This is a genomic window from Micromonospora sp. NBC_00389, assembly GCF_036059255.1.
In the GTDB taxonomy this organism is placed as follows: Bacteria; Actinomycetota; Actinomycetes; order Mycobacteriales; family Micromonosporaceae; genus Micromonospora.
In genome coordinates this window covers 5,130,621-5,156,507 of record NZ_CP107947.1, presented here as the reverse complement: position 1 = coordinate 5,156,507, position 25,887 = coordinate 5,130,621, and the positions used below count along the sequence as shown (strand labels likewise).

Below are 25,887 nucleotides of genomic sequence, written 5' to 3'. Positions count from 1 at the left end.
CCTACTTGGTGAAACCGGCGAAGGCCGCGCGGATCACGCCGTCCGGGAAGACCTGCAGGCCCTGGATCTGCTTGCTGACGGCGGTCAGGTTCCGCTGCCGGTAGAGGTAGATCAGCGCGTCGTCCTGCTGGAGCAGCGTGACCGCCTGCCCGTACAGCTTCTTGCGCTCCTCGATGTCGTTGGACTGCCGGGCCTGGGTCAGCAGGGTGTCGAGCTGGGGGTTGCTGTAGCCGGCGACGTTCTGGCTCGCGCCGGTGCCCACGAAGTTCGTGATGTTGGCGTCCGGGTCGATCCGCCCGCTCCAGCCCAGCTGCAGCAGCTCGAAGTTGCCGCGGTCCTGCTCGTCGAGAAGGGACGAGTACTCCACCGGGTTGATCTTCAGGTCGAACCCGCCGTCCTTGACCATGGACTGGAGCGCCTGTGCGAGGCGCAGCGTGTCGGGCGTGTTCGACGCGAGCATCGTCACCGGGTACGGCGTCTGCACACCTGCCTCGGTGAGCAGTTGCTTGGCCTTGGCGGGGTCGTGCGCCGGGCAGGTCTGCGCCTCCGGCGACGAGAACGTGCTCGCGGGAGAGATGGGTGAGCAGGCGGCGGCGTGGATGCCGTTGAAGACGGCGTCGACCAGCGCCTTCCGGTCGATCGCGTGCTCGAAGGCCTGCCGAACCTTGGCGTTCTGCGCGAACGGGCGGTTGATCGGCTTGGCCGGGGTGCCGACGCCGTCGACATTGCCGATGTTGATCGTGAGGCCCTGGTAGCCGAGGGACTGCGACTGCAGGACGGAGACCGCGGCGTCCTGCCGCAGGGAGGCGACATCCTGGGTGGAGATGCTGTCGGCGACCTGGGCGTCGCCGGAGCGCAGGTTGGCGGCGCGGATGCTCGCGTCGCTGAGGATGCGCCACGAGATGGCGTCGAGGTGGACCTTGTCAGCCTCGTAGTAGTTCGGGTCCTTCACGACGTCGATCGAGTTCTGCGGTACCCGCTTGGCGAACTTGAAGGGGCCGACGCAGACCGGCGCCGAGGCGAAGTCATCGCCCAGGCTCTGCAACGCCTTGGCGCTCATGATCATGCCGGCCCGGTCGGCGAGGGCGCCGAGCAGGGGCGCGAACGGTTGCTTCAGCCGCAGCACGACGGTGTGCGCGTCCGGGGTGTCGACGCCGTCGATGGGACCCAGTTCGCTCTTGCGTGCCGACCGGGCGTTGGTCAGGTGTCGCTGCAGGGTGGCCTTCACCGCGGCGGAGTCGAACGCCGTGCCGTCCCCGAAGCGCACCCCCTGGCGCAGCGAGATGGTCACCGTCCGACCGTCACTGCTCGTGGTGGGCAGGGCGGTCGCCAGTTGGGGTACGACCTGCGCCTGCTCGTTCACGTCGTAGAGCTTCTGGCACATCGCCTGGAAGACATAGCGGGAGTAGAGGCTCCGCGACAGCGTCGGGTCCAGGGCGTCGGGCTCCGCGGAGAGGGCGATGACCAGCTTGCCGCCCTGCTTCACAGCAGCGGGGTCTGCCGGCGTACCGAAGGAATCCTGGCCTGCCGACTGGTTGTCGCCGGACTGGGCGTCCCCGCTGTCCGACACCGGTGAGCAGGCAATGACCGTGCAGAAGACAGCGACCGCGGCCACGGCGGCCCGGAGCGGACGGCGGCGGGGCAGGCTCGTTTCCCTGAAGGTGAGGTTCGTCATCGGGAGCTCCTCGAGTGGGCGATTCCGGGGAGCGTATGTTGTATACGAAGACCGCCGCAAGACCCTTGGAGGGCTCTCGAACGCCCGGTCATCGTGGACAAAACCCGGGCCCGCCTCAGCCGGCGGGACGCGCCCCGGCGCGGGCCGGGCCACCCCGCAGCAGGCTGACCAGGACGACCAGCGCGAGCACCGCCACCACCGCACTGAAGAGCTCGGCAGCGGCACGCAGACCGGTCACCTGGATGAGTAGGCCGACACCGACCGCCGGCACGCCGAGCATGGCGAACAGGATGGCGAAGAAGGTCGACACCACTTCGGCCTGGCCCTCCGGCGCGGTCTTCATCGTGATCGTGGTGATGCCGTCGCCGACCGCAACCCCGGCCGCGACACCAGTGATCGTCGAGCCGATCAGCAGGGTCACCAGCACCGCCATCCACATGCTGAACGCGAGCAGGCCGGCCGCCACGATCAGGCCAGCGCAGGCGCAGGCCAGCGCGGTACGTGAGGACAGAACACGGGTCAGTAGCTGACCGAACGCGGCACCGGCGAAGGCCAGGAAGACCACCAGCGCGGCCAGGGTGTGCGACTTTTCGTGCAGGACCATGCCGAGAAACAATCCGCTCACCGCCGTGAGCACCCCGAGTGCGGCGAAGCCCGCGCCGGCGGTGATCGCGGAGCGGACGAAGTCGCCACGGATGTTCGGCGGTACGCGTAACCGCTGAGGTCGCAGGGTCAGCGGGGAACGCTGCGCCACCGTCTCCGGCACCCCGATCATCGCGATGATCCCGACCACCGCCAGGACCAGGACAATGACCCAGGGCAGCCGGAGCGGCTCGGGCGCCACGTCCGACACGATCCCGGCCAGCAGGGTGCCGGTGGCGAGACCACCCAGGTTGGCGAAGATCGCCACGGTGGCCGCCCGCCTGGGATGCCGCGGATCCTTGATCAGCTCTGCCAGCGCCGCGGTCGCCGCCCCGATGACCAGTGCGGCGGAGAGACCGGCGAGCACGCGGCCCACGACGAGCATCGCCAGGTCCACGGCGGCCAGGAACACGGCGTCGGCGGCGACGGAGAGGACCAGTGCGGTGAGGATGACCGGCCGACGGCCGATCTGGTCCGAGAGGCGGCCGAAGACCAGCAGACCGACGACCACGCCAAGCGCGTACACCGCGTAGATCACGGTCACGGTCAACGACGAGAAACCGAACTCCATCTCGTAGAGCGGGTAGAGCGGGGTCGGCACAGTGGTTCCCACGAGCGTGATCCAGAACGCGAAGGCGACCCGTACGGCGCCTGACGTGGAACCGGACCGCGCCGTTCCGCCATCGGCCTGGCTGGCGTTGGACATGACCAGTCCCCCCGGGCTCAAACCCCTGCTGCGGGCCGGCGCCGCCCGCACCCTCCCGTCGCGGCTACTGTCCCTGTGTGCAGCATGGCCGCGGCCCTCGGCGGAGGTGCGGTAACAGCCCTAAACGCCCTCATCAGGTGGTGCGCTCGGGCTCACGACCGACGGGGTCGGCCGTGCAGGGCCGCCCGCAGTGCCGGCCCGAAGACGCGCCGGACGTCGGCCGGGGACAGCCCACCGATCGAACGGATCGGGTTCAGGTACCGCGTGAAGATCAGCCCACCCAGCACGCCGACCGCGGCGGTGGCGTGTTGCGTCGCGTCGGGCCCGCCGAGAAATTCAGCGATGCGGAGGCGCAGCTCACCGTCCAGGTAGTCACGCAGGGCGCGCATTGTGTCGTCGTCCTGCACTGCCATCCGGTTCTCGGCTGGCACGGTGGCGTCCCACAGGCCGGTGACCGAGTCGAGCAGGCGGTCGGCCAGGCCGGCCTGGTCACCCCGCAGGGCCTGGTCGAGAGCGGCGGGCTCGACGCACAGCAGGTTCAGCGACTGGCTGAAGAGGCCCTGCTTGGAGCCGAAGTGGTAGCTGATGAGCGCCGAGTCGACGTCAGCGGCGGCGGCGATCGCCCGGACCGTCGTGCCCGGATAACCGTGCTTCAGGAACAGCTCGCGCGCGGCCTCGGCGATGCGGGCCTTGGTATCGGGGTTTCCTCGAGGTCGACCCCGGGTTTTATTCAACACGATTGAATAATGCGCCTCTCCGGTGGCACGGTCAACGTCGTCAACCCCGCAACGAGGAGTGAGCACATGCGCACTGTCGTCTTTGGCGCCACCGGCCCCACCGGCCGCCAGATCATCGAGCAGGCCCTGGCCGCCGGCCACGAGGTCGTCGCGGTCACCCGCCACCCGCACAACGTCCAGCCCCGCGCCGGCCTCGCCGTCGTCAGCGCCGACGTCGCGGACCTGGACGCCGTCCACCGGGCCGTCGCCGGCAGCGATGCCGTCCTGTCCAGCCTGGGTGTCCCGCTCACCCCGAGGCCGATCACCGTGTACTCGCGGGGCAACGCGAACATCGTGGCCGCAATGCACCGACACGGGGTGAAGCGCCTTGTCACAGTCAGCTCCAGCGTCATGGATCCAACGTGGCGACCGACCGGCGAGTTCTTCTTCAACAACGTGCTGGATCCGCTGTTCAACCGCAGGGTGGGCCGCACCGCGCACGAGGACATGCGTCGCATGGAGTCGCTCGTACGCGACAGCGACCTGGACTGGACCATCGTCCGGCCGTCCGGGCTGTTCGACCACCCGGCCGCCACGCGCTACCACGTGGCCGAGAACGTCGCGGACGGCCTGTTCACGGCACGTGCGGATCTGGCGGCGAGCATGGTGGCGCAGTTGACCGACGACCGTTTCGTCCGGCGGGCGATGGCGGTGATCACCACCGAGGTGCGGCCGAGTATCGCGGGTCTGATCTGGCGCGAGGCCGTCATGAGGAAGAAGTGACGCACCAGCCCGCGTCCTGGCCCGCCGCCCGACGGTTGCGAGGGCCCGTCGTCCGCCCTGATTCCTGCGGTGGACGCGGCCGATTTGTACGCCTGAGCCGTCACCGTGATCGGCGGGCGAGACCCGACCGCGCGGGCCAGGAGATCTGCACCTGACGGGTCTCGCCCGGCAGGAGCCAGAAGAAGTTGTCGTCGTACCGGGCCGGCAGGACCCGCTTGCCGTGCTGGTCGCGCACGGCCAGCCGGACCTGCGCGGCGACCGTGCGGCCCTGGTTACGGACCGTCGTGCCGCCTCAACCGGCGGTCGACGTCCGCCGTGCGCCGGGCGGCCACAGCACGGTCGTCGGGATGTGGCGCTGCCGCGCCCAGCCCACGGTTCGGTCGGTCGCCGCTTCGTGGCAGCCGGTCTCCCCGTCCCAGACAGCCACCACCCGGTGCACCCGGCGGAGCAGCTCCCGGTTCGCCGCCACGTAGGCCGCCGTGCCGGAGTGCCGGCATCCGGTGTGGACGACCTCGGCCGCCTGGTCGAGCAGCTCGTCGAAGGCGGCGCGGCCGGCCGCGGGAATCGCCCGGTCACGGTAGTCGGGGGCCGGCAGGACCACTTCGTACGTGCCGCCGGTGGCGAGCACCGCCCGCGCGAAGATCTGGTCGGCGCCGGTGGCCAGGCAGGTGACGCCCCGCACCGGCCGCTCGCTGATCCGTCGCAGCTCGGTACGGAGTGCGTCGTAGACGAGCCGCTCGGTGGCGGGGGTCAGGTTGGTGTGCCCGGTGATCCCCACCCGGACCGGCGCAGGGTCCAAGGTCATCAGACAATCCTCTCCCCCGAGGCGTCGCCCGACGCGCGCGGGGAGTCTTCCGGGCCACCGGCCTGGCGGGGCGGCCCCGGCGGGCCGGTCGGGTCGGGGGTCAGCCGGATCATCTCGAACCCGGCGTCGGACAACACCTCCGGCAGCGCCCGGATCTCGTCCCGGTTCGTCTCCTGGACGTCCCACGGCAGCTCGTCCCACGGTCGTAGCGCGGGGTGCCGGCGGCGGGTGTCGTCCCGAGGCTCGCCGTACACCCAGTCCTCCCCCCGCCGTTCCCGGCACCACCGTTCGTGTTCCAGTTGAGCCAGTTCGTCGATCCGGTCGTCGATGGCCCGGACGGCGTCCGGGTCCGCCGCCCCGGCGGTGGGGCCGTGCCGGGGCGCCACCACGCAGCCGAGGCTCAACAGCTTGGCGGCGATGTCCTGCACGTGGGCACGGTTGGCCCGGCGTAGCGACTCGGGAAGCCGTGCCCAGTCCACCATGGCGGGTGTGTCGCCCCGGCGCACCCCGGCGCGCTCCTGCGACTGGAGGTACTTGTCGTGGATCTGCCGGGCCAGCCGTTCGGTGAGGTCCTCGGCGATCAACTCGGCGTCACAGGCCCGGGTCAGCACCGGATAGAGCTGGAGCCGGCCGTGCACCTCGTCGAGCAGGTCGTGCCGGCGGTCGCCGTGGAACGCGGCGGCGAGCGCCGCCTGCCGGTACACGGGTACGAACACCGTGCTCTCCGCCCGCTGCCAGAGTTCGGGGTTGTCCAGCGCCAACTGAAGCCCGTTGCGCTCGTCCACGGCGCAGACGTAGAGCCGGTCGTAGCCACGGCGCAGCATTCCCGAGTCGACCAGACCGTCGAGGTCCAGGTCGTACGCCCGCACCTCGCAGGCGGTGGGCAGGAAGGGGTGGCGGGTGGTCGCCAGCGCGAGCTCAGCGGTCGCGTCCGGGGCCACCAGGTCGACGTGCAGGGGTGGCACGGGCCGACCGGCCGGCGCTTCGGCCTGGCGCAGTTGCCAGTGCCGTGCGGTGGCCACGAGCGCGGCCCGACGGAAGCTGCCCCGACCAGCGATGAGGACCCGGACGGGGCGTCCCGTCGTCGAGGTCAGGGGATGGTGCCGGTACAGGGCCCGGGCGGCCACGTCGTCGACGTGGAAGTAGTCCAGCCGCAGCCGACTGGAGCCGGCGGCGCCCAGTCGTCGGGCCTGCAACGACAGGCACATCTCGGGGTCATGGACCTGCACGTAGACCCGGGCCGGCTGCCGTCGGTCCTGGATCAGCCGGCTCGCGGCGTTGGCGATGGCATGGTTGCGGTCGTCGTCGTCCGTGCAGGCGTAGACCGTGCGGGCGTGCGGCAGGCCGGCGCCGCGCAGCACCTCAGGGCTGGTCGGGTCGCCGGTGACCCCGAGGTAGCGGTGCCGGCGGTACTCCAGTGGCCCGAACGGCTCGGCGCGCACCACGACCACCCGCTCGCCCTCGCTGAAGAGCCGGTCGGCGAGCATGTGGGCGAACTGCGAGTCGCCGCAGACAACGGCGTGCCCCCTGGCCCGGCGGGCGCGCAGTCGCCGGATCTCGGCCGCCAGCAGCAGCCGGCTGGCCTCCACGACCGCGAGGAGGGTGAACAGCGGGGCGGCGAACCGGGCGACCTGCAACTGCCACGGGTACGGGCCGGGCTCCTGCAGCGGCTCCGCGCCGAGCACGAAGAGCTGGAGGTCGTAGTAGATCACGTCGTACAGGTCGTGGCCGGTGTCCGGCTCGGCCCGCAGCAGCCGCTCGAAGCCGATGAAGCCGAGCACCAGCGCGAGCAGTCCGATCACCGCGAAGACCGCCCGCAGTGACCGTCCGGCCGGGCGGTACGCACCGGGGACCGGACCCGTCATCGACCAACTCCCTCGTCCGCGGGACCGTCTTCGCACCAGTGTCGCCGGCCGGCGCCCGGGTGCCCACCGACCGCCCGGACCGTTCCCGGTGATCAGGCGGGATCGGTATCCCGAATCGTATTCGACGCAGTCGATCCGACCGGACCAGCGGCACCCCGGCTGATCGGCCCTTTTTGCAGGTGAGCGCCGCAGTCTGCGGCCGCGTACCGGTCCCCTCCGGTGGCTACCGAGGGCTACGATTGCAAGACGGGCCGGAGGGGGCGCACGAGCGGGTCGGCCTCGGGTCCCCCGACACCTGGCGCCCAGGCCGGAGCTACCGGAGGATCAGGGAGATGGACGCACTCGGAGGTCCACCGGCGGTAGGCCCGGTCAATCCCTTCTCACCGACCGCCGTGGCCCGGGTTACGGAGGACGGCACGGGCGGCAGCACGGTGATCACCGCCGCCATCCGCGACGCGACCGCCCAACTCGACGACTACCTGCGCACCGGCGACGGTGCCGTCGTCGCCGTCGTCGGTGACTACGGCACCGGCAAAACCCACCTCGCTGTCGAGTTGCTGGCCCACACCCGGCGGGTCACCGGAGCCGCCGGGCGGGCGATCTACCTGGACGCGCCGGGCGACACCTTCCTATCACTGCACCGGCGGTTCCTCACCCTGCTGTCCCGCGACGTGGTGCGCGACCTGCTGACCCGGTACCGGACGGACCCGGCGGGCCGCACCACCTCGACGGATCTGCTCGTCCTGCGGCTGCGCGAGGAGCTCGCGGAGGTCACCACCGACCCGGCCTTCGGCACCGCACTGGCGATGCTGCTCGACCCGGCCACCGAGGCGGCCGCCTGGGACTGGTTGTCGGGTCACCCGCCGGGGCCGGCGCTGGTCGCCGCCGGCGTGACCCCCAGCGCGGACGTGGAGGCCACCGCCGTCGAGGCGATGGGGGTGCTGGCCCTGCTGCACGGCCGACGGCACGAACGTTTCGCCCTGGTCCTCGACGAGCTGGACAAGATCCTCACCGCGGGCGGCCGGCCCGGGCAGGAGACGATGGCCCGCCTACAGCGGCTGCTCGGGGTGTTCACCTCCGCCGGGGCCTTCCTGGTGATCGCCGGGCTGCCCGACATGCTCCATCTGCTCAGCACCGACGTGCGGCAGCGGATCGGGCCGATCGTGCGGATGTCGGCGCTGAGCGGTGCGGACGTCCGCACCTTCATCCGGCAGACCCAACTGCGGGCGCTCGGTGAGGCGCGGCTCGCGCCGTTCACCGTGGAGACCACCGAATACCTGGCCAACCTCGCTGACGGGGTGCCCCGGCGGGTGATCCGGCTCTGCTACCACCTCTTCCAGCGCGCCGCCCAGGCCAATACGCCGGTCACCCACGTCATGGTCCGTGAGGTGGTCCGGGTCCAGTTCGACCTGGCCAACCGGCAGGACGTCGCCGCCGACGTACGGCGGGTGCTCACTCAGGACGGCTGGTCGTACCAGCGGGACCATCTGGTCGGGTCGATGCGCGACCTCCCGGTGGACTTCTGGATACCCCTGGAGGAACGCAACGCCGGCTGTTGCGTGCTGCTCACCGAGTCGGTCCTCAAGTCCGAGGAGGTCGACGACCTCAACCGGCGGGTCGTCGCGATCCGGGCGGCGGTCCCGGACAGCGAGGTGGTCCTCGTCGTCGTCGGCCACCTGCCCGCGGAGTTCGCCGCGGACCTCGCCGGCACGTTCAGCGTCGAACCGATCGTCCACGATCCGCAGTCTTTCGCCGAGGATCTCTCCGGCAGCGTCAAGGCCCTGATGCGTCGGCTGGAGCAGGCGATCGGCGCGGACGCCCTGACCTCGGTACGGCAGCGGGTCGAGCGGATCCACCGGCAGCAGAGCAACACCCAGCGCTCCATCGAGCAGCTGTCTTACCAGCTCGACGAGATCCGGGGCGAGCTGCGCCAGGACCTGGCCGGCCCGGCGGGACGGCTGAGCGTCGTACCGGAGCGGCACGACGCGGCGACGGGGGTGACGTCCCCGCTGCCGGGGCGGGTGGCCCGGGTCTTCGTCGAGGCCATCACGGCACTGGACCAGCTCACCGGTTTCGAGCGGCGGCTGCGGGACGCGTTCGCCCCGCACCGCGTGGCGACCGTCGCTGGCGCCGACGGCGGGCAGGCGCTGCGGTCGCTGCTGCGCTCCCGGGACGTGCAGCGCGCGGTCGGTACGTCGGTGGTCCTCCGCCGGTTGATAGAGGCGTTCCGGGAAGGGGCCGAGCAGTGGTACGACGGCCACCGCGCGAATCCTCAGCCGACGGATCTGGAGCGGTTGGACCTGCTCTGCGAGACCTACGACGGGATCGCCGAGTACCTGCCGCTGTTCCAGTTGGACACCCTGAGCGGGCTGGCCGCGCCCGGCGCGGGTGGTGAGGACGGGGCAGACCCGGCCGATCGGTCGCGTACCTGGTCGCAGGCGCGGTCGGTCTTCGACGGGCTGGGTGGTCGGGTCCGTCAGTTGCTGCTGGCCGGCTGAGCGTCGCCGGTCGGGCTCAACGGTCCGGTTCCAGGGTGCGGGCCGGTGGGACCTCACGCATCCGGGGCGGCCCGGTCGGGTCGGCGTCCGGCCGGGGCGCGACCATTCCGGGGCCGCCGGGGCGACGCCGGTCGAGCAGCGCGGTGGCCAGGGCGTGGATGACGTTGATGACCACGATGGCCGTCGCCACGATGCCCACCGTGCCGGGGAAGTCCCGTTCGAGGACGAGGGCGAGGATCACCGCGGTGATGCCGTTCTGCTGCCCCCAGGCGAGGTAGCGCCGGTCGGACGTGGGTAGGCCGCGGGTGATCGGCACTGACACCACCAGTTGGGCCGCCACGGCCGCCAGGCCGAGCACCACGCCGGGGACGACGTCGACGCCCTGCACGAGCAACAGCCCGAGCAGGAAGGTGGCGACCAGGTACGCCGCCTGGGTGGACCGGCCGACGACCGGGCCGAGCCGGGGTCGGAAGAAGAGCCCGGCGATCGCCACGCCGAGCATGAGGAACTGCCAGGCGGCGAAGAGGACCAGCACGACCAGCAGCGCCACGGCCAGCCAGTTGAGCGCCGACCGGACCCGGGGTCGCACCGGGCGGGGCCCGTCCTCCCGCAGGCCGGCGGCGCGCAGCAGCAGCCACAGCAGCCAGGCGCCCGCCGCGAAGGCGATGTTGGCGAACAGGTCGACCAGGAGCTCCAGCGGCCGGTCGCTGATCGCGCCGGCGAGCGCGCCCCCGTCACCTCCGCTGAGGTCCAGGGCGAACGCGGAGACGTAGACGGTGAGCAGCACGGTGATCGGGTCGTCGAAGGACGCCCAGATCGACAGGATGGAGCGGGCGCGGGCCGAGGTGCGGTCGGGACGGCTCATGGCGGCCACCGCAAGCGGGTCGATCTGGGCGACGGCCACACCGAGGACCAGGAATGCGGGGTCGCGGAAGGCCAGCACCATCACCCCGGCGATGAGCGCGGCCTTGGCGACCACGCCGACCGTGACGGCCAGCAGCACGGTGCCCAGGTGGGCACGGACCTCGGCGAGGCTGATGTCCCGGGTGCTCCCGACCAGGCCCACCGCCAGCAGGACCGACGCGAGCAGGAGGTACTCGGGGGCGCGTTCGAGCCCGTCGATGTCGCCGGCCCAGGCCACCAGCAACCCGGCCAGGGCGGCGGCGACCACGGCCGCTGATCTCGCCAGTACGGTCACGGCCATCCAACCGACGCGTCGCTCCTGATTGATCCGAGGTGACGATACCGACGGCGGAGAACCACCTCAATCACGAACCACGTCGATCCCCCCGGACAATTCAGGCCGGCACCGCGAGTCGTCGGGCCACCGTCGCCATCTCCTCGTCCGCGCGGGCGACCAGGTCCTGGTCGAGGGTGACGCCGAACAGGTAGTCGTCCGAGGAGAGCCGGTAGTAGTAGATCGCGCCCATCTCCACGTCGAGGACCAGCCGGGTGACGTCCCCGGCGACGGCCCGGCGCAGGTCCCGACCCACCTGCAGGGCCAGCAGCGACAGGTCACCGGCGAGGCGCTGGTAGCGGTCCCGCCGATCGGCCACGGTGATGCCCCGGTTGAAGAACGGTTCCAGATCGGGGTGCTCAAGGATGTCGACCGCCGCGTGCTCACCCATCCGGTGGTGGCTCAGGTAGTGCAGGCCCGCCGGGCGCAGTGCCGCCGTGAGGGCCCCGTCGGGCGTGGACGACCCGGTCACGTGGGTCGGGAAGTCCTCCCCCGGCGCCGGGTCCGGTGCCGGTTCCCCGTCCGTGTCCGCGTTCCAGCCGCCGGGGTTCTGCGACCGCTGCCGCAGCAACCGGCGCAGGTCGGTGGCGAGCTGCGAGGCGGCCCGGTCGACCACGCCGACCCGGCTCGGGTCGGCCACCGGCTCGGCGTCCGCCCCGGGTACGGCGGCGAAGCCGACCACGTGTTCGTTGCCCACCACAGAGTTGCAGAAGACGAGACCGGACCGGGTCTGCACGACCGTCCGGATCAGTGCCCCGGTGTGCAACTCCCCCAGCCGGCGGTGCAGCTCGCTGACCCGGTACACCAGTTGGGCGCCGACCCGGCGGTACACCTCGCGGCGTTGCGACGGGTCCGCCTCGTCACCCGGCGGCGGGGCGGACGGATGGGCGAACAGGTCCAGCGCGAAGTCGAGCACCCCGGTGGTGTAGTAGGCGACGTGGTAGACGCCGCAGCCGCTGAGCAGCAGCCCTCGGCAGAGGTCCCGCTTCTTGAGGAAACCCGGGACGTCCTGCTCGGCCGTCTCCTCGACCAGGGCGTCGCGCAGCTCCGGATCCGTCACCAGGTCACTCCCTCAGCTCTGCGGCACATCGATGTCGGTATCGGTCAGCGCAGCGGCGGCGTTCGGGGCGTCGTCCCGCAGCGCCTGGATCGCGGCGAGGTTGGCGAGGGCGTCCCGCGTGACCGGGTGCCCACGGCCGAGATACCGCAGGGAGGTCACGCATGCTTCCTCCTGGACCGGCAGCGCGCCGTCGAGGTCCCCACGGGCGGCCAGGTTGCCGGCCTGGCCGGTCGTCGCCGCCAGCGTCCACGGGTGCGCGTCACCGAGCTTCGCCCGCAGCGAGCGCAGGCCGCGCTCGCCGTACCAGACTGCCTGGTCGAACTCCTTCGAGCCGCGCTGGAACAGGCCCAGGTTGACTGAGCAGATCGCGGTGAACGGGTGCCCCGACGCCAGCTTCCGCTCGTAACCGCGCAGGCACCGCATGGCGTGCTTGACGGCGATCCCGGCGTCGCCGGCGTGGTAGTAGTCGGCCGCCAGGCTGAGCAGGCTGCCCCGGGTGTGCGGGTGGTCCTCGCCGAGGTGCTCGACATAGCCGCGGAACGTCTCGGTGCTGCGTTTCTTGGCCGGGATGGTCAGGCCGAGTCGGCGCTCGGTGACGGCGAGGCTGCGATTGACCCGCAGCTCGTCGAGGAGGCGGCCGGTGGGCAGCTCGTGGATGCGGGCGAGCGCCTCCCGCAGGGTGGCCAGCGACAGCTCGTACTCGCCGATCTCCCGCTCGCAGGTGCCGACCTGGCACGACGCCCGCCAGGTCCGCGGGTCCTCCGGGCCGAACAGCAGCATCCGGCGGTCCCGTTCCAGGCGGGCGAGCCGCAGGGCCTCCGGGGCGTCGCCGGTGAGCAGGAAGGAGATCCCGAGGTTGTTCACGGCCATCCGGGTGTTCGGGTGGTCGTCGCCGACCGTCTGGCGGAAGCCATTGAAGGTGGCCTGGTCCTCGACCAGGGCATCCTCGAACCGGCCCAGGCCGCGCAGGTCACCGCCCCGGCCGCGACCGGCGATGAGGGTATGGAAGTGGCGCAGGCCGTAGCGGCGGCGCTGCTCGCTGAGCACCCGCTCGTCCAGCCGCAGCGCCTCCTGGTGGTTGCCCAGCGCCCGGTACAGGTTCGCGGTCTGGACGAAGAGCCGCATGGTCAACTGGTCGGTCTCGTCACCGCGGTCCCACCGTTCGCACGCCGCCGACGCCAACAGCAGCGCCGAGCGCCAGGCATCGCTGTCGTTGGACAGGAACAGGTGGCGCACCTGCTTGACGACCCAGTGCCGGACCCGCCGGTCGTCGGACTCCAGCGCCCCGGCCGGTACGAGATGCCGTTGCAGCTCGTCGAAGACGGCGGCGTAGCGGTTGTCGTCGGCCTCCGGATCGGTCGGAGCGTAGCCGGCGAGGCCGTGCAGGACCTGCCGGTGCCGCTCCCGCCGCTCCGGCTCGGGGATGGCCTCCCGGAGCAGGACCTGGATGGCGCGGTGCATCCGCAGGGCCGCACCGTGCCCCCAGTCGACGTCATAGAGCGCGAAGCGGGCGCCGACGGTGAGAACCAGGTCCACCTCGACGGCGTTGATCAGCAACTCGTCGGCGTCGGTGCCGGACGCGGCGGCGAGCTGGGTCAACATCGGAGTGGAACGCAGCAGCGGCAGCCCGATGCCCTCCGGCGAGAGAAAGGCGCTGAGCTCGGCCAGCCGGATGGCCAACTCACCGAAGGGCGTGGCGCGCAGCGCCTCCAGCGTGATCCTGAGGACCCGGGCCACGCTGGCGGTGTGCGACCCGGGGATCTGCTCGCCGAGGTCCTCGTCGGACTGTCCCTCCAGCGCGGCCAGCAACTCCCGAACACCCTGACCCACCGCCTCCAGGCTGGGCACCCCGCCGTGCTCCAACCGTACGACGCGCTGCCGCATCCAGGCCGTGGCCAGGCGCAGCGCCAGCGGCAGGTGCTCCAGCGCCACCGCGATCGACCGGGCGTCCTCGGTGCCGATGCCGAGCACCCGACGCAGCATCGCGACGCTCTCGTCGCCGGTGAAGGCGGCAACCTCCAGCGGTGAGGGCAGCCCGGAGGAACCGTCGTCCCGGGAAGTGATCAGGACGTGCCCGGCGCCGTCGTGCGGCAGCAGGCCGGTCAGCACATCGGCGTCGTCGGCGTTGTCGTAGATCAGCAGCCAGCGCGGGAAGGCACCGTCAGGTGCGGAGAGCGCCTCCAGGGCGGCCTCCGCAGCCCCGGTGCTGTCCACCGCGTTGATCTCGTCGGCGAGCGCGCCGAGCCCGTTCTGGACGGTCTCCCGGTCCTGGGCGGGGATCCACCAGACCACGTCGTAGTCGTAGGCGAAGCGATGCGCGAACTCCCGGGCCAGCTCGCTCTTGCCGACCCCCGCGCCGCCGGTCAGGGTCAACGGGCGGTCCTCGCTGGCGAGGTGGTCGCGCACCCGTTCCAGGTAGTCGTCCCGGCCGACGAAGGACGGGTTGCGGGGTGGCACGTTGAACCGCAGTCGCCGGTCGGCGTCCGCCGGGAAGCGCGCGACGTTGCGCAGGTCGCCGGCGGGTTGGGCGGGGGCGATCAGGCCGAGCTGGCTCAGCAGCAGCGACTGCGCCCTTATGGCGTCCGCCGCGCGCAGATCGATGATCCGCTCGGGGTCGAACCGCTCCCGCCACGCGTCGCCGGCCACCAGCACGCCGAGCACCTCCGCCGACTGGTCGGCGGACTCCGGACGCAGCCCGGACAGCTCCGCACCGGCCCGGTCGGCGAGATCCGGCGAGAGGACCGCCAGCACGGTGGCGTTCGGCCCGAAGTCGGGCTCCACGCCGGGGCGTACCGCCCACAGGTGGGGCCGGACCCCGGTGCGGCGCAGTTGCCCGCTGATCCAGTCCGCCCACGGCCGGTCGACCGGGTCGTACGCCACGGCGATGTCGCCGAGACTCTCCGCCGGCTCCAGGAGCACCGCATGCCGGTAGCGCTTACGGATCCGCTCCGGCACCGGGGCCGCCCGGGTGACCTCACCCCCGGTGATCCACTCTGTGATCCGCTCGTACGCCGCCAGCGGGCTGCCCGCGTCGTCGGGCTCGTCGGCGAGCACCGACAACACGTCCTCGAAGGTGTCGTAGTTGCGCCCCGGCACCTCGACGATCCCCACCGCCGCGGGGTCGGGGGCGTCGGACGGCTTTTCGAGCAGCCGGGCGAAGGCCTGGCGGACGAAGTCGCGGGACTCCCCGCGCCACGGCTCGGGGACCTCGTGCAGGGTTGGCGCGGCCAGCACCCGGATCCCGCCGGTGGCCCGCTGCCGCAGCTCCGCGGCGAGCCCGGCCGCCTGCTGCACCGCCGGCCGGCGAGGTGGCATGCACACCACCGCGACGTCGCTGAGCACCGCGCCGTGGGTGATCCCCGGCTCGGTCAGGTCGACCGGGGCGTCGATCAGGACGTAGTCGTACTCGGCCTGCTGGAGCAGCTGCCGGAGCCGGGCGGCATCGCCGGTGGGCGGGCCGGCGGCGGTGGCGCCGAGACCGACCATGGCGAACGTGGCGGTCGAGCCGGACACCGCGTACCGGTAGAGGGTGCCCTGCTCGGGCGCGGTCGGTGCGATCACCGTCGCGGGTGGCACCGGCGGCGCGTCCGGTGCGGGGGTGAGCACGGCGGCGAGGTCGTCGCCCAGCTCCCGGGCCGCCGGGACGGCGTCCACCTGGACTGGGCGCAGGAAGTCGTAGACCCGAGGGGTCTTCGGGCACCAGTCGACGGCGAGCACCTTCTTGCCGTTGCCGGCGAGGATCCAGGCGACGTTGGCCACCGCGCTGCTGCGGCCGGTGTCGTCGGCGGGCGACACGAACGAGACGATCGTGGCGATACCCGGTGTCGCATCCCTGCTGATGTTCATGGCTCTCCCCGGCCCGGGCGGTGGTGCGGGTCGCCAGCGTCGGCCGCGGCGCCCGTGGGGTCAGTCGTCGCCATCGAGGGCGCTCTCGAAGCCTGCGTACTGGTCACCGGGGGCGGCGGCGCGGCGGTCGAGCCGTCGCAGCGCGGCGACGAGGACGCCGACCGGCAGAGCGTCCAACTCGGTGAGGTCCAGGTCGGTGAGGTCGATCAGCTCCGAACGGAAGTCGTCCTCTCCGGTGTCCATCCCCGACCACCGCCTGTCTCCGTGTCGCGCCGCGCCCGGTCCGCTCCCCACCGCCGGGCCAGACATTGACCGGTGGCCAGATCCGCTGAGTGTGCTCATGATAACCGTGCGCCGCACCTCAGGCGGACACCCGGACGGCGGTCAGACCAGGTACGACGGGTCCGCACCGGCACCCGCCGGTCGGCGGCGGCACGCGGAACGTCGCATGTCGATGTATGCTCCACTCTGGTCAGGTGGCCGGATCGGCGACCGACAGGACGGCGGAGCGTCTGATGCCCGGACCCGTTGGCGGCCACCAGCCGTCGCTCGGCGCGACGGTCCGCTCCGCGCCGCCGAGGCGACCGGTCCCCTTTCGACAGTTCGTGGTGAAGCTGCACAGCCGCTGCGATCTGGCCTGCGACCACTGCTACGTCTACACGATGGCCGACCAACGCTGGCGGTCCCGACCCCGGGTGATGTCGGCGGCGACGCTGGCGCGCACCGGGGAGCGGATCGGCGAGCACGCCCACCGGCACGGGCTGGAGGGGGTGAGCATCGTCCTGCACGGCGGCGAGCCGCTGCTGTCCGGGGTGGGCGGCGTCGCACGGGCCGTCGAGCTGCTGCGGCGCGGGGCCGCCCCGGTGCCGGCGCGGGTGAGCGTGCAGACCAACGGCCTCCGGTTGGACGACTCCTTCCTGCGCCTGTTCGACCGGCTCGACGTCGGGGTCAGCGTCAGCCTCGACGGGGACCGCACCGCGCACGACCGGCACCGACGGGGGCCGGACGGGCAGGGCAGCCACGACCGGGTCGAGGCCGCGCTGCACCGGCTCACCGGGTCGTATCGGAGGCTTTTCAACGGGCTGCTCTGCACCGTCGACCTGCGCAACGATCCGCTCACCACCTATCGCAGCCTGCTGGCCCACCAGCCCCCGGTGGTGGACTTCCTGCTGCCCCACGGCACCTGGTCGGCGCCGCCCGCCGGCCGCCCACCCGACCCACTGCACGCCCCGTACGCGGACTGGCTCATCGCCGTCTTCGACGAGTGGCACGCCGACGGCGGGCAGCAGACCCGGGTCCGCCTCTTCGACGAGATCATCCAACTCCTGCTCGGTGGTTCCTCCCGCCTGGCGGGGGTGGGGGTCAGCCCGGTCGCTGTCGCCGTGGTGGAGACCGACGGGGCGATCGAGATGGACGACACCCTCGGCGCCGCCCACGCCGGTGCCGGGCACACCGGCCTGCACGTGGACCGGGACACCTTCGACGCCGCCCTGGACCAGCCCGGCGTCCGGGCGCAGCAGGCCGGGGTGGCCGGGCTCTCCGCCGAGTGCCGCGCCTGCGACCTGCACCGGGTCTGCGGCGGCGGCCTCTACACGCATCGCTGGCGCGCCGGTAGCGGCTTCGACAACCCGTCGGTGTACTGCGCCGACCTGTACCGGCTCATCGGCCACATCCGCCGCACCCTGCGCCGGGACGTGACGGCGCTGCGGAGGGCGGCGCGGTGACGCCGGCCGGGCACCGGCTGCCGCGATCCATCCTCGACGACCTCGCCAAGGGGCAGGGCGGCTCGGCCACCATCGAGCTGCTGAGGGCCGCACAGCACAGCAAGAACCTGATGCTGGTCCGGGCTCTGGTCGTCCTCACCCACCGGGTGGACCATCCGGACCGGGCAGCGGTCGAGGCGGCGTACCGGATGGTGGGTGGGCTGACCCGGGACCAGCGCCGGGCGGCGTGGGGCCATCCGCCGGTGGCCGCCTGGGCCTTCGGCACCGCGTCGCTGCTGCGCCGGGGCGGACGCGCGGCGGCGTACCCCGGTCTGCTCGCGGCGGTGGCCGCGGCCGCGGCGGTGCGGGCCCGCGCGGACGCCGACCTGGACGTGCCGCTCGACCCGGCCACGCCGGGACGGCTGGACCTGCCCGGCCTCGGCACCCTGCGGGTCGACCCCACGGCGACCCGCGCCCGGGTGCGGTGCGCCGGCGGGCGCGCGGAGGTGCGCTGCGCCGGCGAGCGGATCGAGATCGGGTACGACCACGTGCCCGACCACCGGTGGCGGCCCTTCCCCGAGCTGCGCGCCACCCACGGCGGGCTTTCGCTGCGGCTGCTGCTGGACACCGGGACGTGGCGACACGTGCCGATGACGGTCGAGGTCGGCGCCCACCCGATCGCCGGTCCCGTCTCCGACCCGGGCCGGTGGCTGCACCGGTTGCGCGGGGCGTGGCGCCTGCTCACCGACGAGCATCGGGCGGTCGCCGAGGAGCTGTCGGCGGCGCTCTGCGCACTGGTGCCGCTCGCCGCGCCTCGGGCCGGAGTCCGCAGCGGCACGTTCCACCACGGCTTCGGGTCGGTGGCGATGTCCCTGCCGCCGGATGCCCGTTCCACGGCGGTCACCCTGGCCCACGAGATCCAGCACCTGAAGCTGGCCGGGCTGACTGACCTGTTCCCGCTGGTGGAGCCGGGGCCGGAGGAGTCGTTCTACGCGCCGTGGCGACCCGACCCCCGACCGCTGGACGGCCTTCTGCACGGCGCGTACGCCCACCTGGGGGTCGCCGGCTTCTGGCGCCGGCAGCGGCTGGTGGAGCATGACCGGGCCGCCCGGCACCACGCCGAGGTCGAGTTCGCCCGGTGGACCCGGGCCGCCGGGGAGACCGTCCAGGTGCTGACCGCGCAGCCGCGCCTGACCACGGTCGGCCGGTGCCTGGTCGACGGCATGGCACCGGTCCTCGACCGCTGGGCCCGGGAACCGGTGACCCCGGACGCGGCGGCCGAAGCCGGGCAACTGCTCGCCGCGCACCGGGCCCGCTGGGACCGGGAGCGGGCCGGGGCGCGACCAGCGTGACAGCGAGACTCGCCGAGCTCCTCTACGCTGTCGCGCATGGGGGACGGTAACGAGCAACCCACCCGCCGTGAGTGTTTCGTGATCGCTCCGATCGGCCCGGAGGGCTCCGAGATCCGCCGGCGTAGCGACCAGATCCTCAAGCACGTCATCCGCCCGGTAGTCGAGGCGCGGGGGTTCCAGGCGATCCGGGGTGACGAGATCGAACGCGCCGGCCTGATCACCTCGCAGGTGCTCGATCGGATCATCCAGAACGACCTGGTCATCGCCGACCTCACCGACCAGAACGCCAACGTCTTCTACGAGTTGGCCGTGCGGCACGCGCTGCGAAAGCCGTTCGTGCAGCTGATGGCGAAGGACCAGCAACTCCCCTTCGACGTGCAGGGCATGCGCACGATCCTGGTCGACCACACCGACCTGGACAGCGTCCACTCCGCCAAGGAACAGCTCGGCCGTGCCATCGACTCGATAACCACGGACGCCGACATCGTCACCCCGATGTCGGTCGCCCTGACCCTGCAGGACCTGCGCGGCTCGTCGAGCCCGCACGAAACCGGCCTGTCGCAGATCATCGAGACGCTGCCGCAGATGATGGACATCCTCCAGGACCTGCAGCGGCACATGGGCACCGGCGGCCCGGTCGAGCCCTCGGAGGCGGACGACCACCGGCGGCTGCGCGGCCTCATCGTGTCGTTGACCGACCGTGGAATGGTCACCGAGCAGGATCTGACCGGCCTGCTCGGCGGGGCCAGCGGCAAGTTCGACAAGTGGGTGCAGCACCTCATCCAGCGCTCGAACGGTGCCGGCTGACCGTCCTGACACGACGGGCGCGCCGACGTCGGGGCGTCAGCGGCTGACGAACCCTTGTGCGCCGGTCAGGCCAGGGTGAGGCGGCCCTCCTGGTCGAAGCGGAGGCGGCCACTGGTCAGGGCGACGTGGAGCCCGTACCGGAGCAGCTTGTCGATTTTGTCGGTACGGCGGCGGTAGCCGAGCCGCTCCAGGCCGGCGCGCAGCAGCCGCTCCTCGTCCATGCTCGGCGCGTGCTGCAGCACGTGCACGAAGGCGTTGGCCACCTCCTCGGGCGGCACCTCCTCGAACGCCCGGTCGTTGCTGGCCTGGGTGACCCGGTACGCGCGGTACGTCTGCGGGTCAGCCCCGTCGGGCCAGGCGTACCGGCTCACGGTCGGGTGCGCGTACAGCCGTCGGGAGTCGACGAGGGCGAGCACGGCGGTGCGGCGGTCCTCACGGGTTCGGAGGAAGCCGAACCGGGCGAGGGCCAGGCGCGCGAGCCGGTGCTGCTCGACAGGTCCCTCCGCCTCGATGATCTCGCGGAGCGCGGTCCGCATCAGACTGCGTACCCGCTGATCGGTGGCGAGCAGGTCGAGGTCCGCCTGGTCGCCGAGCGGCGTCGGGACGTACGGAACGAACGGGCTCGCCGTGATGGTGCCTGACGCTCTCGCGGGCGCGACCGTCACCGAAGGCGGTGCGGACACGGCGGCGAGTCCGGTGACGGGCGCCAACGACGCGCCCCGGAGGGGCTCCTCGTCCGCGGCGAGGCGCGACTGTGGCAACTCGGCGTCCCGCGCCGGGCGCGACGGCGACGGCTCGATGTCCGTTGCGGCGCGCGGCTGCGACAGCTCGATCTCGCCGTGTTGCGCCTCTTCCGGCTCGGGCTCCGGTTCGGCTGTCGCGGGGGCCTCGGCTCGGGTGACCGCCTCGTCGACCTGGTCGAGCAGCGCCGACCGGTCGTGGATCCACGCCGGCAGCCAGAACCGCACCACCTCCGGCCAGCCCATGATCGTACGAAGCAGCGCGGGCGCCGAGTCCCGGTCCGCCACCGTCGGGCGGGCGCTCCAGTCGGGGCCGTCGAGCATGACGGCCACCTGCCACCGCGGCGCCCCTGGCATGCGGACGGCGAGGTCCACGGTGAAGTCGGAGAGGCCGTGTGAGGTGCGGACCTCGTGGCCGCGGTCGCGCAGCGCCGCGGCCACCTCCTCGCGAATCCGACTGCGCCGCTCGGTGCGGTCGGTGGCCAGGTCACCCAGACGGTCCGCACCGGCGGCGGCCATCTCGCAGTACGCCCGCAGGTGCTGCGTGCCCAGCGCGGACGTACGGGACAGGTCGATGTCCGACGGGTCGAAGGACGAATACAGGACGACCTGGCGGCGGGCGCGGGTGATGGCCACGTTGAGCCGCCGCTCGCCGCCCGCCTGGCTGAGCGGACCGAAATTCAGCGGGAGCTGGCCGGTCTCCGGGTTGGTGGAGAAGGCCAGGGAGAACAGGACGACGTCCCGCTCGTCGCCCTGCACGTTCTCCAGGTTCTTGACGAAGATCGGCTCCGCGACCGCACCGGAAAGATGCTCGCGGATTATCGGGTCGACGCTCTCCTCAAGCAGGTTGAGGATGAGGTCCCGCTGCTGGATGTTGAAGGTGACCACGCCGACGGACTGGGTGGCGGTCGTCGGGTCGTGCAACCGCCGGGTGATGTCCGCGAGGATCGCCCGCGCCTCGACCTCGTTGGTCCGTGATCCGCCCCGGTCGTACTGGCCGTCGACGCGCCGCCAGGTGACACCCGCGGTGCTCGTGGCACCGGGCGACGGGAGGCTGGAGAGTTTGTTGTCGTAGTAGTAGCGGTTCGAGAAGGCGATGAGTGACTCATCGTGGCTCCGGTAGTGCCAGGACAGCCACCGTTGCGGCAGCCCTGACTCGACGGCCTCGCTGAGGATGCTCTCCAGGTCCTCCGGCACCGGGCCGTTGCCCTCGTCGACCTCGTCCACGGTGTGGCTGGCCTGCATGATGCTGCTCGGCGGCATCTGCCGGGAGTCGCCGACCACCACCACGGCACTGCCCCGGCCCATCGCGCCGATCGCCTCCGCCACGCGGATCTGCGAGGCCTCGTCGAAGATGACAAGGTCGAAGCGTTGGCTCCCCGGTGCCAGGAAGTTCGCCGCGGACGCGGGGCTGACCAGCACGCACGGGGTCAGTGCGAGCACTGCGTCCGGGTACTGCTCGAACAGCTCCCGGAAGGACCTGCCGCCCCGCTTGCGGCGAAGCTCCGCAGCGAAGTCGGCGAAGCGGCCACGCCGGTCGGTCGGGCTGAAGGGGCGGCGACGGACCAGCACCGACGGCAGCTGCGTCGGCAGCGCGGACCGCAGCTCACCGGCGGCCGCCTCGAACTGGCTGATCTCGTCGTCGTGCAGCTCCGGGTCGAAGTACTGCAGGCCGCCGGCGCGTACCCGCTCGGCGAGGGACGCCGTTGCGACTCCCCGCCGATAGACCTCCTCAGCGAGCTGCGCGGGCACCTCGGCGCGCAGCAGCTGGTCCCGATAGTCGGTGAGGCCGGCCGAGGCGAGCACGTCGGCGTGGGCGAGGACGGTCGCCCATCGGCGCAGCGGGAACAGCTCCTCGCTCTGCAACTCGTGCAGCCAGGCCGCGCCGTCGCGCTGCCAGGCGTCGACCCAGTGTGAACCGGCGGCCCACAGGGTCAGCTCCGGCCCGGCGGAGCGCAGCACCCCGCGCCAGGCTCGCCACCGCGAGGCGAACCGGTCGAGAAGGGTCGCGCCGACGTCGGTGAACCCGCTGTGGAACAGCTCCCAGGCCTGCGGGTGCCGGGCCAGGAGCGTCCGGCCGGCCCGGGTCGCCTCGACCGCCTCGGTCAGCCGCTCCTGCGCGTTGGGGTCCGTGGGCTGCCACTGCGGCAGCCGCAGCCCGCCCACTGCGACAACATGCTGGTGGAGCGCGACCGCCTGCGCCTGGGCGGCCACCAGCCGACCGGTGGCAACCTCCACCCGATCGACGTCGAGCGTCGCACCGGCAACCAGGTGCACCGCCAGCCGATCCACGATGGCCTGCCGGCGCTTGCGCTTGCCGAGCAGCTTCTTCGCCGCCTCCTGGGCCTCACCGTGCCAGGCGGTCAACTCCGGGCGGGCGAACACGTCCGGCCGGAAGGTGGCGAGCTCACCGGCGAAGCCCTGCCGGAAGGCCGCCAGGTCCGCCTGGAGCCGGGCAATCGCCTCGTCCCACCGTCGGTCGCTGGCGTGCAGGGTGGTCTGCCGGTCCGGCAACATTCCGCGTACGGCGAGCCAGGCGCCCGCCTGCAGCTCGCTCACGGTCTCCGGGGCGGGCAGCGTCCGCAGCAGCTCGACCAGGTGCGGGTGGGTGGCGAGGTCGGCACGGAGACGTTCGAGCTCAGCGGCGATCTCGGTGACGGCGGCGCCGTGCAGCCCGTCGAGGTTGCGGCATCCGCCGAGCGCCCACGGGTGCGCGGCCCGGATCCGCGCCGAGCGGGCGGCCGCTGGGAACTCCCGCAGGGTTGTCTCGACCCGAGCGCGTGCCTCGGCGGGCGCGTGCAGGTAGCTCACCGGAATGGGGGCGACCGGGCCGTCTCCGTACGCCAGGACCTGCTCGTAGGCCGACCAGAGCGACATCCCGACGGGGTTGGTGGTGTGCACCTGAGCCGGGTACTCGGTCAGTGGGGCGAGCCGGGTCCGGTAGGCGGTCTCGACGGCCGTCCAGGTGCCGTCGCCGCCCTGGTCGTACTGGTCGAGGGCATCGCGCAGCTGTTGGCGGATCGCGTTGAGGGACTGCTTGCGCCCGTGCAGGTCGAGCGCAAACGGCCCGAGGCCGATCTGCTTGAGGCGGCGCTTCACCACCTCCAGCGCGGCCTGCTTCTCGGCGACGAACAGCACCGACCGGCCGGCGCTGACCGCCCGGGCGATCATGTTGGTGATGGTCTGAGACTTGCCGGTGCCGGGCGGGCCCTCCAGGACGAAGGAGTGGCCGCGCTCGGCGCGCACGATGGCCTGCATCTGCGACCCGTCGGCGGGGATGGGCAGGTGCAGGTCCGCCTCGTCGACAGCGACATCGACGTCGTGCTCGGGGCGAGCCGGGTCGTCGAACGTGGCGCCGGACGACTCGACCAGGTGCCGGACGACCGGGTTCTCCATGAACCGGGGCCAGTGGTCGGTGAGGTCCCGCCACATCTGAAAGGTGGAGAACTGCAGCAGCCGGAGGCTGGCGGTCTCGTCGATGCGGTAGTTGAGCCGGTTGTCGAGCAGGCCGGTGTTGATCGCGGCCAGGGTCTTGGCGATGTCGATGCCGTGCTCGTCGAGGACCGGCTGTTCCAACGCCGGGATCCGGACGCTGTGCTTGACCCGCAGCCACTCGATCAGGCAGTAGTTCGGGCTGGCGACCTCGGTGCCGTCGATGACCATCGCGTACGGGCGACGGCCGCTGCCGCCCTCGATGCGCACCGGTAGGAGGAACAGCGGCGCGTACGCCTCTCCCCCGGTCGTCTTGGTGTGCACCAGGGTGCCGATGGTCAGGTAGAGGTAGTTGCTGCCGGTCTCCTGCTCCATCGTGCGCGCCTCGCGCTGCAGCGCCCGCATCGCCGTCTTGTAGCGGGCGTCGGTGACCGCGCCGTAGACCCGACGGTCGGTGCGCAGTTCCCGGGTGAGAATTTCGGCGTCGAGGTCCTGCGCCCGACGTGCCCCGGCCAGCTCGTGGACGTGGCTGATGGCGTCCTGCGGGATAACCTGCACCTGACGGCCGTCGTGGATGAGGTCGTCGAGCAGGGCCAGGGCACCCGCCGGCACGTGCAGGTCCAGGCCGCGGCCACGCTTGGGCAGGTTGAGCAGTGGGTTGCGCAGGCTCAGGTCGAGCAGCGACTTCTTCCACTGCTGGACGCGCGCCGGCGAACCGTCGGACTGCTGCGGCACCTCGTCACCGTCGTCGGCGAGCTGGCGCAGCTTCGCGGCGGCAACGCCGGGCGGAAGGTCGAGGGACGCCCCTGCGTCGGCGGTCGATTCCTTGACCAGCGTCGTGGTGACCAATTCGTCGGCTGACGGCAGCGGGCGGATCCCCGAGCGATGGGCCAGGTGTACGTCGACGACGCCCTGCGGCCGCTGCCCCTGGCTACGGAAGTGGCCGAGGCCAGCCTGCACCGCCTCGGTGAAGGCCGCCGACTGCGCGCCCGGCCCGATGCGGGTCAGCTCGACCGGCACCGCCCGGCCGGAGTCCACCATCGAGATCAGCAGGTTGCTCTCGATGACCGCGGCCGAGCCCAGCCGCTCTTCCTCCAGCAGGAAGCCGCCGAAGGCGTGCCCGTCGGTGATGAAGATGAGCGGGTGCAGCCCTGCCGCCTCCAGGCACGCGGCGTAGGTAACCGACAAGTCGAGGCAGTTGCCGAGCCGGCCGTCGAGCACCGCGGCTGTCGTCCGTACCTTCTGGCCGGTGTTCTCGAAGGACGCCGGCAGGGTCTGGTAGGTGATCTCGAGTTGGCGCAGCGCCTCGTACACGGCGCCGGCGATAAGCGCCGCCCGCTCCGAACCCTCCTGGTAGCCCTGCAGCGAGCCGGAGCCGGTCCGCGCGAGCAGGATCTGGGCGGCAGCCCGCAGGACCGCCTCCACCGCCCGGGTGTTCGGCTGCACGAAGGCCGCCAGGCTGTCGTACAGGGCAGGGCTGTTGAACCACTCGTTGTGGGCCAACACTCTTGACGGGGCAACCAGCGTCAACGCCTTGTCATCTGCCTCGACTGCCTCGACGATGAGGCGGTAGTCGACCGGGAACGCCTCGTCGGTGCGGTACAGCAGCACTCGGTCGGGCGTGAAGTCCCGGAAGTCGTCCCAGCTCGTGCTCGCCCCCGGACGCAACGGGGCGGTCAGCGTACGCGTCCACGGCTCGGTCAGCGCACCGTCCGGGCCGAGCAACTCCAGCGTCAGCGTCACCTCGTTCAGCGGCACCGCGCCACGGTTGACGAGCGTGAGGTGACGGACCAACGGCACCCGGTTGTGCACCAGGGCGGCGTTGATCGCCGGCTGCACGAGCAGCCCGACGGCGAGCTGGTCGTCGTCGGCGCTGAACTGCGCGAAGACGCTGTCGGACATGGGCGTTTCTCCAGGTGGCGAGGCCAGGAATGGTCAGCCTAGCGGTCACCCGACCGGTGGAGAGGGCCCCGGCCGTGAGCGGCGTCGGACCGACCAGTCGGCGGGCCGCCGGCGGCAG

The 25,887-nt window shown here is 72.1% G+C and carries 15 protein-coding genes and 1 pseudogene; 5 read left to right on the top strand and 11 right to left on the bottom strand.

All coding sequences use genetic code 11. The features are described from left to right. Nucleotide 1: 1 nt before the first annotated feature. The 3 genes from OG470_RS24365 to OG470_RS24355 all read right to left on the bottom strand — a co-directional run bounded on the left by OG470_RS24365 (nt 2) and on the right by OG470_RS24355 (nt 3,760). Nucleotides 2–1,675 (bottom strand): ABC transporter substrate-binding protein, encoded by a 1,674-nt coding sequence (locus tag OG470_RS24365; protein WP_328415773.1) that lies wholly within the window; start codon nt 1,673–1,675, stop codon nt 2–4. 115 nt (nt 1,676–1,790) lie between these two features. Further along, nucleotides 1,791–3,023, bottom strand: coding sequence for an MFS transporter (locus OG470_RS24360; protein WP_328415771.1), 1,233 nt, complete (start codon nt 3,021–3,023; stop codon nt 1,791–1,793). Nucleotides 3,024–3,175: 152 nt separating this feature from the next. Further along, nucleotides 3,176–3,760 (bottom strand): TetR/AcrR family transcriptional regulator, encoded by a 585-nt coding sequence (locus OG470_RS24355; RefSeq protein ID WP_328415770.1) that lies wholly within the window; start codon nt 3,758–3,760, stop codon nt 3,176–3,178. A 66-nt stretch (nt 3,761–3,826) separates the two neighbouring features. Between OG470_RS24355 and OG470_RS24350 the strand changes: the two genes are divergently transcribed. After that, on the top strand, nt 3,827–4,522 hold the full coding sequence (locus tag OG470_RS24350; RefSeq protein ID WP_328415768.1) for an NAD(P)-dependent oxidoreductase: 696 nt from the start codon (nt 3,827–3,829) through the stop codon (nt 4,520–4,522). A 100-nt stretch (nt 4,523–4,622) separates the two neighbouring features. Here OG470_RS24350 and OG470_RS24345 read toward each other — a convergent pair. From OG470_RS24345 to OG470_RS24335, 3 genes and pseudogenes are all read right to left on the bottom strand, one after another. After that, nucleotides 4,623–4,799 (bottom strand): annotated as a pseudogene (locus OG470_RS24345) (glycoside hydrolase family 2 protein); the annotation flags it as partial. A 15-nt stretch (nt 4,800–4,814) separates the two neighbouring features. Beyond that, nucleotides 4,815–5,327 (bottom strand): hypothetical protein, encoded by a 513-nt coding sequence (locus OG470_RS24340; RefSeq protein ID WP_328415766.1) that lies wholly within the window; start codon nt 5,325–5,327, stop codon nt 4,815–4,817. Beyond that, nucleotides 5,327–7,192 carry a RyR domain-containing protein gene (locus OG470_RS24335; RefSeq protein ID WP_328415765.1) on the bottom strand — a complete coding sequence of 622 codons (1,866 nt, stop codon included), beginning with the start codon at nt 7,190–7,192 and terminating at the stop codon, nt 5,327–5,329. Before OG470_RS24335 ends, OG470_RS24340 begins: the two co-directional genes overlap by 1 nt. Before the next feature lie 332 nt (nt 7,193–7,524). On the opposite strand from OG470_RS24335, the gene OG470_RS24330 reads away from it, so the two are divergent. Next, nucleotides 7,525–9,690 carry an AAA family ATPase gene (locus OG470_RS24330; RefSeq protein WP_328415764.1) on the top strand — a complete coding sequence of 722 codons (2,166 nt, stop codon included), beginning with the start codon at nt 7,525–7,527 and terminating at the stop codon, nt 9,688–9,690. 16 nt (nt 9,691–9,706) lie between these two features. Here the strand turns inward: OG470_RS24330 and OG470_RS24325 are convergent, their stop codons facing one another. The 4 genes from OG470_RS24325 to fxsA all read right to left on the bottom strand — a co-directional run bounded on the left by OG470_RS24325 (nt 9,707) and on the right by fxsA (nt 16,076). After that, complete coding sequence (locus OG470_RS24325) at nt 9,707–10,888, bottom strand: hypothetical protein (RefSeq protein WP_328415762.1); 1,182 nt, start codon at nt 10,886–10,888, stop codon at nt 9,707–9,709. A gap of 100 nt (nt 10,889–10,988) precedes the next feature. Next, a complete protein-coding gene (locus OG470_RS24320; RefSeq protein ID WP_328415760.1) occupies nt 10,989–11,987 on the bottom strand; it encodes a hypothetical protein in 999 nt (332 codons plus the stop codon). A gap of 12 nt (nt 11,988–11,999) precedes the next feature. Further along, entirely contained in the window at nt 12,000–15,833 is a 3,834-nt protein-coding gene (fxsT, locus tag OG470_RS24315; protein WP_328415759.1) for an FxSxx-COOH system tetratricopeptide repeat protein, read from the bottom strand. Nucleotides 15,834–15,893: 60 nt separating this feature from the next. Continuing rightward, on the bottom strand, nt 15,894–16,076 hold the full coding sequence (gene fxsA / locus OG470_RS24310; protein ID WP_328415758.1) for an FxSxx-COOH cyclophane-containing RiPP peptide: 183 nt from the start codon (nt 16,074–16,076) through the stop codon (nt 15,894–15,896). Between the two features lie 272 nt (nt 16,077–16,348). Here fxsA and OG470_RS24305 point away from each other — a divergent pair, with 272 nt between their 5' ends. The 3 genes from OG470_RS24305 to OG470_RS24295 are packed head-to-tail and all read left to right on the top strand — an operon-like array spanning nt 16,349 to nt 19,695. Next, complete coding sequence (locus tag OG470_RS24305; protein WP_328415755.1) at nt 16,349–17,557, top strand: FxsB family cyclophane-forming radical SAM/SPASM peptide maturase; 1,209 nt, start codon at nt 16,349–16,351, stop codon at nt 17,555–17,557. Continuing rightward, nucleotides 17,554–18,888, top strand: a complete 1,335-nt coding sequence (locus tag OG470_RS24300) for an HEXXH motif domain-containing protein (RefSeq protein ID WP_328415754.1) — start codon at nt 17,554–17,556, stop codon at nt 18,886–18,888. Before OG470_RS24305 ends, OG470_RS24300 begins: the two co-directional genes overlap by 4 nt. 36 nt (nt 18,889–18,924) lie before the next feature. After that, entirely contained in the window at nt 18,925–19,695 is a 771-nt protein-coding gene (locus OG470_RS24295) for a hypothetical protein (RefSeq protein WP_328415753.1), read from the top strand. Nucleotides 19,696–19,760: 65 nt separating this feature from the next. Here the strand turns inward: OG470_RS24295 and OG470_RS24290 are convergent, their stop codons facing one another. Further along, nucleotides 19,761–25,769: a DUF4011 domain-containing protein gene (locus OG470_RS24290; protein WP_328415751.1), complete on the bottom strand. Its 6,009-nt coding sequence runs from the start codon at nt 25,767–25,769 to the stop codon at nt 19,761–19,763. Nucleotides 25,770–25,887: the final 118 nt, after the last annotated feature.